This is a genomic window from Citrobacter sp. Res13-Sevr-PEB04-36 (assembly GCF_015672735.1).
Lineage (GTDB): Bacteria > Pseudomonadota > Gammaproteobacteria > Enterobacterales > Enterobacteriaceae > Citrobacter.
Window position 1 is genome coordinate 46,194 of sequence record NZ_JADABY010000007.1, and the last position, 17,363, is coordinate 63,556.

The 17,363-nt window shown below is 52.9% G+C and carries 16 protein-coding genes; 3 read left to right on the top strand and 13 right to left on the bottom strand.

What is annotated here, in order from left to right:
* Positions 1 to 49 precede the first annotated feature (49 nt).
* Positions 50 to 1,093, bottom strand: coding sequence for a GMP reductase (locus IMQ48_RS02010; protein WP_196207698.1), 1,044 nt, complete (start codon positions 1,091 to 1,093; stop codon positions 50 to 52).
* Between the two features lie 225 nt (positions 1,094 to 1,318).
* On the opposite strand from IMQ48_RS02010, the gene coaE reads away from it, so the two are divergent.
* The 3 genes from coaE to yacG are packed head-to-tail and all read left to right on the top strand — an operon-like array spanning position 1,319 to position 2,886.
* A complete protein-coding gene (gene coaE, locus IMQ48_RS02015) occupies positions 1,319 to 1,939 on the top strand; it encodes a dephospho-CoA kinase (RefSeq protein ID WP_196207699.1) in 621 nt (206 codons plus the stop codon).
* A complete protein-coding gene (zapD, locus tag IMQ48_RS02020) occupies positions 1,939 to 2,682 on the top strand; it encodes a cell division protein ZapD (protein WP_196207700.1) in 744 nt (247 codons plus the stop codon). Before coaE ends, zapD begins: the two co-directional genes overlap by 1 nt.
* A 9-nt stretch (positions 2,683 to 2,691) precedes the next feature.
* Positions 2,692 to 2,886 (top strand): DNA gyrase inhibitor YacG, encoded by a 195-nt coding sequence (yacG, locus tag IMQ48_RS02025; RefSeq protein ID WP_181637211.1) that lies wholly within the window; start codon positions 2,692 to 2,694, stop codon positions 2,884 to 2,886.
* Between the two features lie 88 nt (positions 2,887 to 2,974).
* Here the strand turns inward: yacG and mutT are convergent, their stop codons facing one another.
* From mutT to murD, 12 genes are all read right to left on the bottom strand, one after another.
* Complete coding sequence (gene mutT / locus IMQ48_RS02030; protein WP_196207701.1) at positions 2,975 to 3,364, bottom strand: 8-oxo-dGTP diphosphatase MutT; 390 nt, start codon at positions 3,362 to 3,364, stop codon at positions 2,975 to 2,977.
* Positions 3,365 to 3,420: 56 nt separating this feature from the next.
* Positions 3,421 to 6,126, bottom strand: a complete 2,706-nt coding sequence (gene secA / locus IMQ48_RS02035) for a preprotein translocase subunit SecA (protein ID WP_196207702.1) — start codon at positions 6,124 to 6,126, stop codon at positions 3,421 to 3,423.
* A gap of 60 nt (positions 6,127 to 6,186) precedes the next feature.
* Positions 6,187 to 6,693: a secA translation cis-regulator SecM gene (gene secM, locus IMQ48_RS02040; protein ID WP_196207703.1), complete on the bottom strand. Its 507-nt coding sequence runs from the start codon at positions 6,691 to 6,693 to the stop codon at positions 6,187 to 6,189.
* A 281-nt stretch (positions 6,694 to 6,974) separates the two neighbouring features.
* Positions 6,975 to 7,892, bottom strand: coding sequence for a UDP-3-O-acyl-N-acetylglucosamine deacetylase (gene lpxC / locus IMQ48_RS02045; RefSeq protein WP_045439825.1), 918 nt, complete (start codon positions 7,890 to 7,892; stop codon positions 6,975 to 6,977).
* Positions 7,893 to 7,992: 100 nt separating this feature from the next.
* Positions 7,993 to 9,144, bottom strand: a complete 1,152-nt coding sequence (ftsZ, locus tag IMQ48_RS02050) for a cell division protein FtsZ (protein WP_003018753.1) — start codon at positions 9,142 to 9,144, stop codon at positions 7,993 to 7,995.
* Positions 9,145 to 9,204: 60 nt separating this feature from the next.
* Positions 9,205 to 10,467 carry a cell division protein FtsA gene (gene ftsA, locus IMQ48_RS02055; RefSeq protein WP_003018755.1) on the bottom strand — a complete coding sequence of 421 codons (1,263 nt, stop codon included), beginning with the start codon at positions 10,465 to 10,467 and terminating at the stop codon, positions 9,205 to 9,207.
* The gene (gene ftsQ, locus IMQ48_RS02060; RefSeq protein ID WP_196207704.1) at positions 10,464 to 11,297 is read right to left on the bottom strand and encodes a cell division protein FtsQ; all 834 of its coding nucleotides are present in this window, start codon (positions 11,295 to 11,297) and stop codon (positions 10,464 to 10,466) included. Before ftsQ ends, ftsA begins: the two co-directional genes overlap by 4 nt.
* 1 nt (position 11,298) lies before the next feature.
* Positions 11,299 to 12,219 (bottom strand): D-alanine--D-alanine ligase, encoded by a 921-nt coding sequence (locus IMQ48_RS02065; protein ID WP_196207705.1) that lies wholly within the window; start codon positions 12,217 to 12,219, stop codon positions 11,299 to 11,301.
* Positions 12,212 to 13,687, bottom strand: coding sequence for a UDP-N-acetylmuramate--L-alanine ligase (gene murC, locus IMQ48_RS02070; protein ID WP_196207706.1), 1,476 nt, complete (start codon positions 13,685 to 13,687; stop codon positions 12,212 to 12,214). Before murC ends, IMQ48_RS02065 begins: the two co-directional genes overlap by 8 nt.
* 51 nt (positions 13,688 to 13,738) lie before the next feature.
* Positions 13,739 to 14,806, bottom strand: coding sequence for an undecaprenyldiphospho-muramoylpentapeptide beta-N-acetylglucosaminyltransferase (gene murG / locus IMQ48_RS02075; protein WP_196207707.1), 1,068 nt, complete (start codon positions 14,804 to 14,806; stop codon positions 13,739 to 13,741).
* Positions 14,803 to 16,047 (bottom strand): cell division protein FtsW, encoded by a 1,245-nt coding sequence (gene ftsW / locus IMQ48_RS02080; RefSeq protein WP_196207708.1) that lies wholly within the window; start codon positions 16,045 to 16,047, stop codon positions 14,803 to 14,805. The genes murG and ftsW overlap by 4 nt, the downstream gene beginning before the upstream one ends.
* Entirely contained in the window at positions 16,047 to 17,363 is a 1,317-nt protein-coding gene (murD, locus tag IMQ48_RS02085; protein ID WP_196207709.1) for a UDP-N-acetylmuramoyl-L-alanine--D-glutamate ligase, read from the bottom strand. Before murD ends, ftsW begins: the two co-directional genes overlap by 1 nt.

Here is a 17,363-nt window from a genome sequence, read left to right on the forward strand (position 1 = left end):
GCCTGATAAACTGTGCGCCATCAGGCATTTTACAGCAAACTACTTGTTCTTACAGGCTATTGAAAATACGGTTTTCTTGTTCCTGCACACGTATAAAGGTAGTACGTTTGGTCAACTCTTTCAGACGAGATGCCCCTACGTAAGTGCAGGCAGAACGCAGGCCGCCGAGGATATCGCGTGCGGTATTCTCAACCGGACCGCGCAGCGGCAGCTTAACGGTTTTACCCTCCGCTGCACGGTACTGGGCAACACCGCCCACGTGACGCGTCATAGCGGACTCAGAGCTCATACCGTAGAACAGCATGAATTTCTCACCGTTCTCCTCAACCACTTTGCCGCCGCTTTCTTCGTGACCGGCCAGCATACCGCCCAGCATCACGAAGTCTGCACCACCGCCAAACGCTTTTGCTACGTCACCCGGCATCGTGCAGCCACCATCGCTGACAATCATACCGCCAAGGCCATGTGCGGCATCCGCACATTCGATAACAGCAGAAAGCTGCGGATAGCCCACGCCGGTTTTTACGCGTGTGGTACAAACAGAACCCGGACCAATGCCGACTTTGACGATATCCGCACCAGAAAGTACCAGTTCTTCACACATCTCACCGGTCACCACGTTACCAGCACAGATTGTTTTCGTCGGCCATGCTTCGCGCGCTTTCGACACAAACTGAACGAAATGCTCTGAGTAGCCATTTGCCACATCAATGCAAATGAAGCTCAGCGCAGGATTCAGTGCCAGAATCTGTTTGGTTTTTTCGAAATCGGTGTCAGATGTCCCGGTAGAAACCATCACGTGTTTGATGACATCAGCAGATGCATTCGCAACGAAAGCAGACCAGTCTTCTACGGAATAATGTTTATGTACGGCAGTCAGAATGTCAAAAGAGGCAAGCGCAGTTGCCATGGCAAATGTTCCGACGGTGTCCATATTTGCGGCGATGATTGGCACGCCGGACCATGTCTGACCTGAATGTTTAAAGGTAAATTGACGTTCCAGCTCAACATCGGAACGGCTTTTGAGAGTAGAACGCTTAGGGCGGATAAGAACGTCTTTGAAACCTAACTTCAGATCTTCTTCGATACGCATGTGCGGATTCCTGGGGTTAATGGCGAAAAATCGAAACTCACAACTCCAGTGACGCTATCATACGCACTAATCAATACCGCGCAAGACTGCGAAATTCTCTTTTTTTACGCTACAATCCCATAAATTTACCTGGCGCAGAGTAGGTCAATCCTGCAGCAGCCTTGCCTTCGCATGCTTAACTTTTAACTGTTTGATAATCAAACTTAAACTCCAGGATCCGGATCTATGAGGTATACGGTAGCCTTAACAGGCGGTATTGGCAGTGGTAAAAGTACCGTTGCCAATGCGTTCGCTGACCTCGGAATAAACGTGATTGACGCCGATATTATTGCGCGCCAGGTCGTTGAGCCTGGTACGCCGGCCCTTAACGCGATTGCTGAACATTTTGGCAGTGAACTCATCGCTGCAGATGGAACGTTGCAACGGCGAATTTTACGCGAACGAATTTTTTCCGATCCTGCTGAAAAATCCTGGCTGAACGCCCTGCTCCATCCGCTTATTCAACAGGAAACTCAGCGCCAGTTTCAGCAAGCGACGTCTCCTTATCTGTTGTGGGTTGTACCTTTGTTGGTGGAAAACTCGCTGTATAAAAAAGCCAATCGTGTACTTGTGGTGGATGTTACTCCCGAGACCCAGCTCAGACGAACCATGCAGCGTGATGATGTGACACGCAAACACGTTGAACAAATTTTGGCTGCCCAGGCAACGCGTGAAGAGCGTCTTGCCGTGGCAGACGATGTTATTAATAATAATGGCGCACCGGATGCCATCATCTCGGATGTCGCCCGCCTGCACGCACGCTATTTGCACTGCGCGTCGCAGTTTGTCTCACAGGAAAAACCGTAATGCACACCCAGGTCCTTTTTGAACACCCACTCAATGAGAAAATGCGTACATGGTTGCGCATTGAGTTTCTGACCCAGCAACTCTCCGTTAACTTACCCATCGCTGATTATGCAGGCGCACTGCATTTTTTTAGAAATATTGGGGACTTACTGGATGTATTTGAACGTGGCGAAGTCCGTACCGAACTCCTCAAAGAACTGGAACGACAACAACGTAAACTTCAAGCCTGGGTTGAAGTTCCTGGCGTTGATCAAAGCAGAATAGACGCCCTGCGCCAGCAGTTAAAAAGTGCAGGCAGCATTTTGATTTCAGCACCACGCATTGGACAAACACTGCGTGAAGACCGTTTGATTGGCCTGGTACGCCAACGTTTAAGTATTCCTGGCGGATGCTGCAGTTTTGATTTACCTACCCTGCATATCTGGCTGCATCTGCCTCAGGCACAACGCGATACCCAGATCGAAACCTGGCTTTCCAGCCTGAACCCTCTGACTCAGGCATTGACGCTGGTTCTGGATTTAATCCGTAATTCTGCGCCGTTCCGTAAGCAAACCAGCCTGAATGGTTTTTACCAGGATAACGGTGAAGATGCGGATTTGCTCCGTTTGCATCTACCGCTTAATTCACAGCTCTCTCCGCAGATATCGGGTCATAAGAGCCGTTTTGCCATTCGTTTTATGCCGTTGGATAGCGAAAATGGCCAGGTTCCAGAACGCCTCGATTTTGACCTGGCATGCTGTTAAGGAGTGAATATGTCTGAACAAACCATCGTCAACTGCCCAACCTGTGGTAAGCCAGTCGTCTGGGGAGAAGTAAGTCCATTTCGCCCCTTTTGCTGTAAACGCTGTCAGTTAATCGATTTGGGAGAGTGGGCTGCAGAAGAGAAGCGTATTCCCAGCTCCGGCGATCTGTCAGAGAGCGATGACTGGAGTGAAGAGCAAAAGTAATTCAACTAATACGTAGGGCGGGCAAGCGTGGCGCCCCCGCCAAAATTTGCCGGATGGCAGCATTGCCTTATCCGGCCTATGAACGACATTAGCCCACAATCAGCTTGTTAATCACCGGTTCATTGGCCGGCGGAAAATCTTCTGCATTCAGCGCATTCTGCGCAATCCACTGCGCCGGTTGCCCCTCTTTACCCCATGGCTCACCTTCCCAGCTGTCGACCAGCCAGAACCACAGCGTGATGTGTCGGTCCGGGAACGCGTACTCCAGCTTTTCGAACAGCGTACTATGAACGGGTGTAATCCCGACTTCTTCCTGTAGCTCTCGAATCAGCGCCTGCTCAGGGGTTTCGCCGGCTTCAATTTTGCCACCGGGGAATTCCAGCTTATTCGCCATGTGGGCATCTTTGGCGCGCTGAGTAATAAAAATCTCATTCTGCTGATTACGAATAATCCCAACGGCAATTTGCAGTATTTTCATCTTTATCATCCATAAAAAAGGCGCAGAATTCTGCGCCTTTTCAGTGAGTTATTTGATTAGCTCAGACGGCCATGGCACTGTTTGAATTTTTTACCGGAACCGCAAGGACACGGATCGTTACGACCCACTTTACGATCCCCTGTCTGTGCGGCCAGCTCTTCTGCCACAGCAGACTCGTCATCTTTATGACTCAGCTGCTGCATCTGTGCTAAACGCTCAGCTTCTTCACGACGCTGCTGCTCCATTGCTTCGACTTCTTCAGGCATACGCACCTGAACCTTGCTCAGGGTACTGATCACTTCATACTTCAGTGACTCCAGCATTGATGCAAACATAGAGAAAGATTCACGCTTGTATTCCTGCTTCGGATCTTTCTGCGCATACCCACGCAGGTGGATGCCCTGACGCAGATAGTCCATTGCTGCCAGGTGCTCTTTCCACAGAGAGTCGAGTGTTTGCAGCATCACGCCTTTTTCGAAGTGACGCATCATCTCCGCACCCACAACCTCTTCTTTACGCTGATAAACTTCGATAGCGTTTGCCAGAATACGTTCACGCAGCGTTTCTTCGTGCAGTTCAGGCTCTTTATCCAGCCACTCTGAAATCGGCATTTCCAGATCGAAGTCGTTTTTCAGACGCTCCTGCAGACCAGGAATATCCCACATTTCTTCCAGTGACTGAGGCGGAATATAGGCATCAATAGTGGCTTTGAAGACGTCTTCACGGATGCTGTTGATGGTTTCGCTAACGTCAGACACGTCCAGCAGTTCGTTACGTTGGCTGTAGATTGCGCGGCGCTGATCGTTGGCAACGTCATCGTATTCCAGCAGCTGTTTACGAATATCAAAGTTGCGGCTTTCCACTTTACGCTGCGCGTTAGCAATCGCTTTTGTTACCCACGGGTGTTCGATCGCCTCGCCCGGCTTCATACCCAGTTTACGCATCATGCCAGACACGCGGTCAGAGGCAAAAATACGCATCAACGCATCTTCCATCGACAGGTAGAAACGGGAAGAACCCGCATCCCCCTGACGACCAGAACGACCGCGCAGCTGGTTATCGATACGACGAGATTCGTGACGTTCAGTACCAATGATGTGTAAACCACCGGAGGCTAATACCGCGTCGTGACGCACCTGCCAGTCGGCTTTAATCTGCGCAATTTGCTCTTCGGTTGGGTTCTCCAGCTCGGCAACCTCTGCCTGCCAGCTACCGCCCAGCACGATATCCGTACCACGACCCGCCATGTTGGTGGCGATGGTCACGGCTGACGGATAGCCCGCCTGTGCAACAATCGCCGCCTCGTTGGCGTGGAACTTGGCGTTCAGCACGTTGTGCTTGATACCGGCTTTGGTGAGTTCATTAGAAACCACTTCAGATTTTTCGATGGAGATGGTCCCCACCAGCACCGGCTGACCGTTAGCGGTACGCTCTTTAATATCTTCAATGATAGCCTGAATTTTTTCCGCTTCGGTCATGTACACCAGATCCGGCAAATCCTTACGGATCATCGGACGGTTGGTCGGCACGACAACGGTATCCAGTTTGTAGATAGAGCTGAACTCAAACGCTTCGGTATCCGCTGTACCGGTCATACCGGCCAGTTTTTCGTACAAACGGAAGTAGTTCTGGAAGGTGATGGATGCCAGCGTCTGGTTTTCGTTCTGGATATCCACGCCTTCTTTCGCTTCAACGGCCTGGTGCAGACCATCGGACCAGCGACGCCCCTGCATGGTACGTCCGGTATGTTCATCGACGATGATAACTTCGCCGTCTTTCACAATGTAATCAACATCGCGGGTAAACAGCACGTGTGCGCGCAGTGCTGCGGTCACGTGGTGCATTAGCATAATGTTGCCCGGAGAGTACAGCGACTCACCTTCATCCATGATGCCTTCATTTACCAGTAGTTCTTCAATAAGTACCAGACCACGCTCGGTCAGGTTGACCTGACGCGCTTTCTCATCGACAGAGAAGTGGCCTTCACCCTGGAAGGAGTCAGAATCTTCTTTTTCCTGACGCACCAGATGCGGGATGATTTTGTTCACTTTCTTATACATTTCCGAGCTGTCTTCAGCTGGGCCAGAAATGATCAGCGGAGTACGCGCTTCATCGATCAGGATGGAGTCAACCTCATCCACCAGCGCATAGTGCAGCTTACGCTGAACGCGCTCTTCCGGACTAAATGCCATGTTGTCGCGCAGGTAGTCAAAACCGTATTCGTTGTTGGTACCGTAGGTGATATCGGCGGCATAGGCTTCACGCTTAGCAGGCGCTGGCAGGCCAGACATGTTGATACCCACGGTCATACCGAGGAATTCGAACAGCGGACGGTTATTCTCGGCGTCACGCTGTGCCAGATAGTCGTTGACGGTTACCACGTGTACGCCTTTACCGCTTAACGCGTTCAGGTATGCAGGAAGCGTCGCGGTCAGGGTTTTACCTTCACCGGTACGCATCTCTGCAATGCAGCGCTCGTTGAGCACCATACCGCCCAGCAGCTGCACGTCGAAGTGGCGCATGCCAAATACGCGCTTACTCGCTTCACGTACCACCGCGAACGCTTCAGGGATCAGGCTCTCAACGGTCGCGCCTTTTTCCAGACGTGCACGGAACTCAGCGGTCTTCGCTTTCAGTTCGTCATCGGAGAGTTTTTCCATCTCCGGTTCCATCGCATTGATGACGTTGACCACTTTACGCATACGACGCAGCGTACGTTCGTTACGACTACCGAATACTTTCGTTAATAATTTGATTAGCATAATAAAATCTCAAACGCCCCGCAGCGCGGAGTCAAAAATTATAGTTGGAAGGTTCTTTTTTTAGCTGAGGCGTTGAGGACCAGCGCGGATCCCCTGCAGCTGGCTTATCCAGACAGGAACGCTAAACGCGGCTTGAGAAGTAAAATGGGCATACGTCACGCAACTTACGGTCGCAGGAGGGCTGCCTTCCTGCGTCAGCATCGCGCTGAGCGTATTCAGTAAAGCAAGATGATGCGCCTGGATCGGCAACGGCTCTTCAGCAACGGGTAACGCCTGAGGTGCCATAGCAAAGGAAAGGTGGCGGATAACCGTACGAATAGCATGCTGATGCCAGTAATCGACGGTAAAATTCGGGCGACGATTGGTCGCCTCCAGCAACGCCAGCTGGCTAAAGTTTACCTTAGCAGATTGATCGTGGTTGCTGGCGGTCGCCTTGGCGGGAGTATTCGGTTCAGCAGCATTACCGATCGCGGGCAGGCCAAAACTCGCCGCGACCATCCCCAAAAGGAGATGCGGCCAGAAGTACCGTCTGCCTAACTGTCGCCAGCGCGTCAGTATTCCACTCACGTTTTTGCCACCTGATATACCCTGCATTTGGGGTTATAAATTCAAAACGATTTTTGCGCACGGATCTTATCATTAAAGCGGCCGCTCCACAGCAGTAATGACAACCCGCCATGGGAAAATATGCTCAACAAAGCAGCGATCGCACACTATTTTAACGTTACGGCAGGGAAAAGTTTGCGCTGAGAAAGGCTGCGTTAGTGAGTATATAAAAAAAACGACTGGCTTACCTGGCCGGAGAGAGTACCAGATTTACCAGTCGAATTTTGCGACAACGAGTGTCGTTACGCCAGTACGGTCGAAGGTGCTTTGAACGCCAGCGGCAGTTCTGCATCGTCCTGGAAGGTCACAAATTCCCAAGCTTCCTGTTTTGCCAGGACCGCCTGCAACAATTTGTTATTCAATGCATGACCGGATTTATACGCGGTGAATGCACCAATAATATTGTGACCACACATGAACAAGTCACCAATCGCGTCGAGCATTTTGTGACGAACGAATTCATCTTCAAAACGCAGGCCGTCTTCGTTCAATACGCGATAATCGTCAACAACGATGGCACAATCGAAGCTACCGCCCAGGCACAGGCCACGGGACTGCAGATATTCGATATCACGCATGAAGCCGAAAGTACGCGCACGGCTAATCTGGCGCATGAACGCATCGGCAGAGAAGTTCATCGCATAGCGCTGGGTGCTGGAGTCAATCGCCGGATGGTTAAAATCGATGGTAAAGTCCAACGAGAAACCATTGTACGGTTTGAATTCAGCCCACTTGTCGCCATCTTCGACACGAACGGTCTCTTTGATGCGTACAAATTTTTTGGCGCAGTTCAGTTCTTCAATACCTGCGTCAAGCAGCAGGTAAACGAACGGAGCAGCACTGCCATCCATGATCGGGATTTCCGGGGCATTAACCTCAATAACGATGTTATCGATGCCTAAGCCCGCCAGAGCAGCATTCAGGTGCTCAACGGTTGAAATCCGTACATCATGCTCATTGACCAGACACGTACAGAGCATGGTATCACGCACAGATTTGGCATCGGCCGGGAAATCTACCGGAGGATTCAAGTCGGTGCGACGATAGATGACCCCGGTGTTGGCCGGCGCAGGGCGTAATGTCAGGGTGACTTTTTTGCCGGTATGCAAACCAACGCCAGTCGCCTGAACGATACGTTTAAGAGTCCTTTGTTTGATCATCGTATAATCTCGCCAAATTACCTATCCAACCGAAGTGTACTATACATTCGGTGGGCCAGTTTAGCACAAAGAGGCACAATTCCCAAATTCCAGCTAATTCTTAATCAGCTTGCTTACGCAGGAATGCGGGGATATCCAGATAATCCGGCTCTTTGGTGGTCTGCGGCGTATTGTCGTTGACCACTTTTGCTACCGGTTTCTGCTCTTGCGTCAACGGCGCCATGCCGTGCTGCTGGTAACGATCCATTACCGGCTGCTGTACCTGCTTGTTGGTCACCAGGGTGATTTCCGGACGCTTGTCCATACCAATTCCAGTGGCAACGACGGTGACGCGCAGTTCGTCGTTCATATCCGGGTCCAGAGAGGTACCGATAACCACGGTCGCGTTATCCGAAGCAAATGCACGGATGGTGTTACCCACAGTTTCGAACTCATCCAGACGCAGGTCGAAGCCCGCAGTGATGTTGACCAGCACGCCGCGTGCGCCAGACAGATCGATGTCTTCCAGCAGCGGAGAAGAGATCGCCATTTCAGCGGCTTCTTCTGCACGGTCTTCACCGCTCGCCACGCCAGAGCCCATCATCGCGTAGCCCATTTCGGACATCACGGTGCGCACGTCTGCAAAGTCAACGTTCATCAGACCCGGACGGGTGATCAGCTCAGCGATACCCTGAACCGCGCCTTTCAGCACGTCGTTCGCTGCGCCAAACGCGTCCAGCAGGGAAATACCGCGACCTAATACTTTCAGCAGTTTGTCGTTCGGGATAGTGATCAGAGAGTCCACATGTTTGGACAGCTCGGTGATACCCTGCTCCGCGAATGCCATACGCTTCTTGCCTTCAAAGTTGAAAGGCTTAGTCACAACAGCAACGGTCAGAATACCTAAATCTTTTGCTACTTCAGCAACCACTGGCGCTGCACCGGTACCGGTACCGCCGCCCATGCCTGCTGCGATGAACACCATGTCTGCGCCGTCAAGCGCTGCACGCAGAGCTTCACGATCTTCATCAGCCGCATTGCGACCGACTTCCGGGTTTGCACCCGCGCCCAGACCTTTGGTAATACCGCTACCAATCTGAATGGTCTGTCCAACCGCAGTCTTACGCAACGCCTGAGCGTCGGTATTCACTGCGAAGAATTCAACACCTTCGATACGCTCGCGCACCATGTGTTCAACGGCATTACCGCCGCCGCCACCGACGCCGATGACTTTAATCACCGCGTCGTTGGTCAGTTCCATAGGTTCAAACATAGTTTCTCTCTCCGTTGTGCCTGTCGCCTGAGACCGTAATTGTTGCCGGTCTCATAAAAATTAAAACTCTTTTCGCAGCCAGCTGTTGAGTCGTTTGATCCACGAGCCAACCGATGCTGTTACACGTTTTTCAACTTCAGCCTCACCACTCAAATGGGATTCTTTCCCGTAGTGAAGCAACCCCACCGCCGTTGAATAATACGGCTCTTGGGCATAATCTGTCAGACCGGTAATGTTCAGCGGTGCACCAATTCGCACCTGCGTGTGGAACACGCGTTGAGCACAGGCCGCAAGGCCTTCAATTTGTGCAGCGCCACCGGTTAATACAATCCCCGCCGCCAGATGATGTTTCACACCCTGCTGGCGAAGCTGTTCCTGTAATTGCAAAATCTCTTCGTTGACCAGGTTGAGCAGCTCGGTATAACGCGGCTCGATCACCTCTGCCAGGGTCTGACGTTGCAGACTACGCGGCGGACGACCGCCCACGCTTGGCACCTCAACGCTTTCATCTTTACCGACGATAGATCCCAGCGCGCAACCATGACGCACTTTGATGGCTTCGGCATCGCTCGGCGGCGTACCAAAGGCATACGCGATATCGCTGGTCACCACATTCCCTGCGTAAGGGATAACTTTGGTATGGCGCAACGCGCCGCCAGTATAAACGGCGATATCCATTGTACCACCACCAATATCGACTACGCAGACACCCAGCTCACGTTCGTCTTCCGTTAAGACAGAATAACTGGCTGCCAACCCGGCAAATATGAGTTGGTCAACTTTCAGACCACAACGTTCAACGGCTTTAACAATATTCTTCGCCATGTCGTTGTGGCAGGTAATCAGATGCACTTTGGCCTGCATGCGTACACCAGAAAGCCCGACCGGATTTTTAATGCCTTCCTGGTAGTCAATGGCGTATTCCTGTGGAATGACATGCAGAACGCGATGCTCATCGCGTACGCGTACGGATTTCGCCGTATGCACCACGTTTTCCACATCTTCCTGCGTCACTTCCTCTTCGGAAATGGGCACCATACCAATTTCATTCTGACAGCTAATATGTTTACCAGAAAGCGCCAGATACACCGAGGAAATCTGGCAATCTGCCATCAGTTCAGCCTGGTCAATGGCGCGCTGTACGCACTTCACCACTGACTCAAGGTCATTCACCCCGCCTTTATCCATACCTCGCGATGGGCAACTGCCCACGCCAATGATATTGACCATACCGTCGGGCAGAACTTCCCCTACTAAAGCGGCTACCTTCGCGGTGCCAATCTCCAGTCCAACTACCAGTTTTCTGTCCGTCGCCTTGATCATTGTTGTTCTGCCTGTGCCTGATTCTGTTGCTGATTAGATTCCTCAGGAGGCAAGGGAACCCAGCCTACTGCCGCTCCTGAGTCATAACGCAAATCAACGTAGCTAATCCGTTTGCCATCGGTTTGCGCCTGCTGCTGTAAAACCGGGTAGAGTTCCACAAAGCGAGCCAAGCGTTTTATCGTATCGCCCCTGCCCAGATTGAGCTTAATATCGTTATTCAGCGTCAACTGCCAGGAACGACGAGCGGTCATCGCCGCTTCCTTCAGGGTGAATCTGTCCTTAGCCAGCACCTGCCCCATATCGCGGAACCCTTGCAGCACTTCACTTGCGCTGCCTTCCGGTCCATACAACATCGGTAATACCTGCTTGTTGGATCGACCTGTCGGTATGCTAAACGTATTTCCGTCAGCATCGACCATATGTTGATCATTCCAACGCGCTATTGGCACATATTCAACCAGATGAATCTTCAATTCATCAGGCCATTGCTTTCTGACGCTCGCCTGTTTAATCCAGGGGAGACGTTCAATCTGGCTCTGGATGATGTTGACATCCTGAGTCATAAAGGTTCCCGGGGCGCCCAGCGCCAGAATGGACTGACGAATATCATCATTGCGCGTGTAGTGACGTTCACCGGTCAAAACCAGTTTTGACAACGGCAAACGCTGCGCATCTTCCATCCATCCCAACACTACCCAGCCGCTCACAAACACGGTGCACAGCACTGTCAGCAGGAAAATAATTCCTGCAAGACGCGTTCCATTGTTGCGGCGCGAGGAGAGAGCCTCTTCTTCATCACCGTTTCGCGTGTTCAGCGCAGCCTGCGACATATCAGTCCGCCAACTCCAGAATTCGTACCACCAACTGCGAGAAGCTCAGACCCGCCTGACGTGCCGCCATCGGCACCAGACTGTGGCTGGTCATACCCGGAGAGGTATTGGCTTCCAGCAGATAAAACTGGTCATCGCTGTCCAGCATGACGTCAATGCGCCCCCAGCCCTTACAGCCCAGCGCGGTCCATGCTTTCAGCACTAACACCTGTAAAGCGGCCTCTTGTTCAACTTCCAGACCAGCAGGACAGAAATATTGTGTCTCATCAGACAGATACTTCGCCTCATAATCATAGAAGGTTCCAGCCGGTTGGATACGTATCGACGGTAAAATTTCTTCGCCAAGTATCGCAACAGTAAATTCCGGGCCACTCAGCCATTTTTCAATCAGTACTTCTTCATCATGCTGAAAAGCCAATGCTAATGCAGCCTGCAAAGCATTTTCTTCTTCAACTTTTGACATCCCAACGCTGGAGCCTTCACGGCTTGGCTTCACGATAAGTGGTAAGCCTAATGCAGAAATCTGCGTAACCACTTCATCGCTAAGCCCTTTTTCGAACTCAGGGCGGGTCAACGCTACCCACGGAGCAACAGGTAAACCTGCGCCCTGCCACAGCAACTTGCTGCGCAGTTTGTCCATTGAGATAGCGGAAGCCATCACACCGCTGCCGGTATAGGGCAGGCCAATCAGCTCCAGCATGCCCTGCAAGGTACCATCTTCACCACCACGGCCGTGCAGCGCAATAAACACCTTCTGAAAACCCATCGATTTCAGAAGAGTGACATCGACCTCTTTTGGATCAACCGGGTACGCATCCACGCCGCCTTCACGTAGACCGGCCAGCACCGCTGCGCCTGAATTCAATGACACTTCTCGTTCTGCGGAGGTTCCACCCAACAGGACCGCGATTTTATCAGCCATGTTGTTCTTCCTCCGGGTTTTGCGGCTTGAGTTTGATTTCAGCTAAGGAACGCGCGATTTTGCCGATATTTCCAGCACCCTGCACCAAAATCAGATCGTTACCGGTTAAAACCGGTGCCAGCATTTCTGCCACCTGAGCCGGATCGGACACCAGGATCGGGTCAATCTTGCCGCGACCACGAATAGTACGGCACAGCGAACGACTGTCGGCTCCCGGAATCGGCGTTTCACCTGCGGCATACACGTCCAGCATCAGCAGCGTGTCAACCTGCGTGAGCACGTTAGCAAAGTCATCGTACAAATCGCGTGTACGCGTAAAGCGGTGCGGTTGGAACAGCATCACCAGATTTTTGTCCGGCCAACCAGCCCGCGCGGCTTTGATGGTGGCATCTACTTCCGTAGGGTGATGTCCGTAGTCATCCACCAGCATTGCGCTGCCTGCTTTACCGTTTACCGACTCCAGCGGGAATTCACCGAGGAAGTCAAAACGACGCCCGGTCCCCTGGAAGCTTTCCAGTGCGCGCAGAATAGCGTCGTCTTCAATTCCCTCTTCGGTCGCAACCGCCACTGCTGCAGCCGCGTTCAACGCGTTATGACGGCCCGGTGCGTTCAACGTCACGCGCAGATCGGCCATCCCCTGACGTAGCAGCGTAAAGTGACCCTGTGGGCCAATTTGCTGGTAGTCTTCTATGCGTACGTCAGCATCATCGCTGAAACCGTAGGTCGTGGTCTGACGACCTACACGCGGTAACAATTCACGGATCACCGGATCATCAACGCACATCACCGCACGACCATAAAACGGCAAGTTATGCAGGAAATTAATAAACGTCTGCTTTAAATTTTCGAAGTCGCCCTGGTAGGTATCCATATGGTCAGCTTCAATATTGGTGACAATCGCCACCATCGGCTGCAAATGCAGGAACGACGCATCGCTCTCATCCGCCTCCGCAATTAAATAGCGGCTATGGCCTAAACGAGCATGTACGCCCGCGGCCTTCACCAGCCCACCGTTGACAAAAGTCGGATCCAGCCCCGCTTCAGCGTAAATGCTGGAAACCATCGCAGTGGTCGTGGTTTTACCGTGCGTCCCGGCAATGGCAATACCGTGACGAAAACGCATTAACTCCGCCAGCATCTCTGCGCGGCGAATCACCGGGATACGCGCTTCATGCGCAGCAACAATTTCCGGGTTATCAGCAGAAATGGCGCTGGACACAACCACTACGCTCGCATCACGCACGTTTTCCGGGCGATGGTTGAAGAAAATCGTCGCACCCAGATTACTCAACTGCTGCGTGACCGGGTTCGGCGCCAGGTCAGAACCGCTGATCTGATAACCTTCATTGGCCAAAACTTCGGCAATACCGCCCATACCAGCACCACCGATGCCGACAAAGTGAATGTGCCGAACGCGACGCATTTCGGGCACGATGGAACGCAGTTTTGCCAATTGTTGTGTATTCATTCTTTAGCCATTAACTTCTCAGTTCATGCGATGCAAAAGGCATCGCCACAATTACGCCCGGACAGCCCGGCTCACTGCATTTGCAACCCACTCGGTGGAATTCGGTATGGATGCATTGCGAGCACGTTCTGCCATGGTTAATAAGGTTTCTCGCGACCACCCTTCAAGGGTGCTGGCGACGGCATCCACAGTAAACTGCGGCTGCTCTAAAATTTTGGCGGCGCCCGCTTTTTCCAGCGGCAACGCATTCCAGTACTGCTGTCGGTCTTTATGCTGGAACGGCACAAAAATCGCTGGCAGGCCAGCTGCTGCGATCTCACTCACCGTCAGCGCACCAGAGCGACAAACCACCACATCTGCCCACGCATAGGCTGCGGCCATATCGTCAATAAATTCGGTGACCTTATGCTGCGGTTGCCCGGCGTCAATGTAGGCCTGCTCCACGGTCTGCTGTGCGCCCTTACCGCTCTGATGCCAGATAGTTATCGCATCACCAAGCTTTGCAGCAACCTGTGGCAGCGTCTGGTTCAACACGCGCGCGCCCTGAGATCCCCCAACCACCAGCACGCGAACCGGACCTTCACGTCCAGCCAGACGTTCTTCAGGTAACGGCAGCGCCAGTACATCGGTACGTACCGGGTTGCCCACCACTTCCGCATTCGGGAAGGCGCCAGGAAACGCCTGCATCACCGTCGTGGCAATCTTCGCCAGCCATTTATTGGTTAAGCCCGCGATGCCGTTCTGCTCGTGCAGCACAACCGGAATGCCTAACGACCAGGCCGCCAGGCCACCAGGCCCCGAGACATAGCCGCCCATCCCCAGGACTACATCAGGCTTAAACTGCTTCATGATGGCGCGAGCCTGACGCCAGGCGTTAAAAATACGCACAGGCGCGGCCAGCAGTGCGTTGAGGCCCTTGCCACGCAAACCGGAGATGCGAATAAAATCAATGTCAATGCCATGCTTCGGCACTAAGTCCGCTTCCATACGATCGGCGGTGCCCAGCCAACGAACCTGCCAGCCCTGGGCCATTAAATGGTGCGCAACCGCCAGTCCCGGGAACACATGCCCACCGGTACCGCCTGCCATCACCATTAACCGCTTCGGTTGACCACTCATCGTGCACCTCGTGTAAATGCCTGCGCTTTTTCCAGACGCGTTTCATAATCAATACGTAACAAAAACATGATGGCTGTCGACATGATCAACAAGCTCGAACCACCATAACTAATCAGTGGCAGCGTCAGACCTTTAGTGGGCAGCATACCAGCCGCCGCCCCGACGTTAACCAACGCCTGAAAACTAAACCAAACGCCGATCGAGCAGGCCAAAAATCCTGAAAAGCGGTGGTCAATTTCCAGCGCTTTACGACCAATCGACATCGCGCGAAAAGCGACGAAGAATACCATTAAAAGTGCCAGTACCACACCGATATAACCCAGTTCTTCCCCAATAATGGCGAAGATAAAGTCGGTGTGCGCTTCCGGCAAATACTCCAGTTTTTGTACCGAATTCCCCAGTCCCTGGCCCCATATCTCACCACGGCCAAAAGCCATCAGGGATTGTGTCAGCTGGTAACCACTACCAAACGGATCTTCCCAGGGGTTCCAGAAAGAGGTTACGCGGCGAATACGATACGGCTCGGCGAGGATCAGCAGCACTACAGCCGAAATCCCCATGCCGATGATGGCGATGAACTGCCACAATTTTGCCCCGGCCAGAAACAGCATCGCCAGCGTGGTAACAAACAGCACCACTACCGTACCGAGGTCAGGCTGCGCAAGCAGTAATACCGCCAGCACCAGGATAACGCCCATCGGTTTTAAGAAGCCGCGCAGGTTGTTACGCACCTCATCCACCTTACGCACCAGGTAGTTAGCGAGATAACAGAACAGCGACAGCTTGGTAAATTCTGCAGGCTGAATACGCAGGGGTCCCAGCGCAATCCAGCGCGATGCCCCGTTAACCGAGCTACCCACCACCAGTACGATTAGCAGCATGATGATCGAGGCGATCAGCATTGTAGTGCTGTACTTTTGCCAGAACTCCATCGGCAGACGCAGCGTGACCATCGCCAGACAGAATGCCAGGAAGATATACAGCGCATCACGTTTGGCGAACAGGAACGGATCGCCCGCCAGACGTTGCCCTACAGGCATTGACGCCGATGTCACCATCACAAAACCAATCGCTGCCAGACCAAACGTCAGCCACAGCAACATGCGGTCATACATGATCAGGCTATCCGCGTCTTTATCACGCGACGCCATCACCCAGCCTTTAAGCGCCGCGAAGATCCACGCCAGGACACCCAATCCCGGTACGCGCGGCATTCTCAGACGAGGGAGAGATAAGCGCATTAACCCAACTCCTTCGCCAGGCGGGTAAAGACATCACCACGTTGCTCAAAGTTTTTAAACTGGTCAAGACTGGCACAGGCTGGCGACAGCAACACCATATCGCCCGGTTTAACGCGCGGCGCGAGCAGACGCATCGCCTGCTCCATAGTTTCAGTTTGCTCAGCAACGTCTGGTCGCAGGGCGGCAAGCTGCGCGCCATCGCGGCCAAAACAGTACAAACGAATACGATCGCCGACCAGATAACGACCTAGCGGAGAAAAATCAGCTGATTTCCCATCACCGCCCAGCAGCAGGTGCAGCGTGCCGTCAACGTGCAGGCCATTCAGCGCCGCTTCAGTGCTGCCGACGTTGGTGGCTTTTGAATCGTTAATCCAACGTACGCCGTTGTGTTCCAGCACAACCTGGAAACGATGCGCCAGGCCGGTAAATGTGGTCAGTGCTTTCAGGCTGGATGCACGCGGCAAGCCCGCAGCATCTGCCAGCGCCAGCGCCGCCAGGGCGTTGGTATAGTTATGCTGGCCGGAAAGCGTCATCTCTTTCACATTCAGAATTTTTTCACCCTTCACCCGCAGCCAGGTTTCGCCCTGCTGGCGGTTCAGGTGATAGTCACCCATATTGATGCCAAAACTCACGCAGCGCTCATCAGCCCCGCGAATCGGCATCGTCAGCGCATCATCTGCGTTGACCACGCACACTTTCGCGTTCTCATAGACACGCAGTTTCGCTGCACGGTACTGCTGTAATCCAAATGGATAGCGATCCATATGATCTTCAGTGACGTTCAGAATAGTCGCCGCCACAGCCTGCAGGCTGGAGGTGGTTTCCAGCTGGAAGCTGGAGAGCTCCAGAACGTACAGCTCACGTTCAGCGTCCAGTAGCATCAAAGCAGGCAAACCAATATTGCCGCCGACGCCGACATTCACCCCGGCCGCTTTCGCCATTTCACCAACCAGCGTGGTGACGGTGCTTTTACCGTTAGAACCGGTAATCGCCACGATCGGCGCCTGTGCTTCGCGACAGAACAGTTCGATGTCACCAACAATTTCAATCCCGGCATCTGCAGCCGCACTCAGCGCAGGATGCGCCAGGGCAATACCAGGGCTGGCGACGATTAAATCTGCAGCCAGCAGCCAGTCATCATTCAGGCTGCCGACGTGGCGCTCAACCGCTTCCGGTAATTTATCGAGACCCGGCGGCGTCATGCGTGTATCCATCACCCGCGGCGTGACACCACGCGCAAGGAAGAAATCAACGCAAGACAACCCGGTCAGCCCCAGACCGATAATGACGATTTTTTTACCCTGGTAATCAGCCAT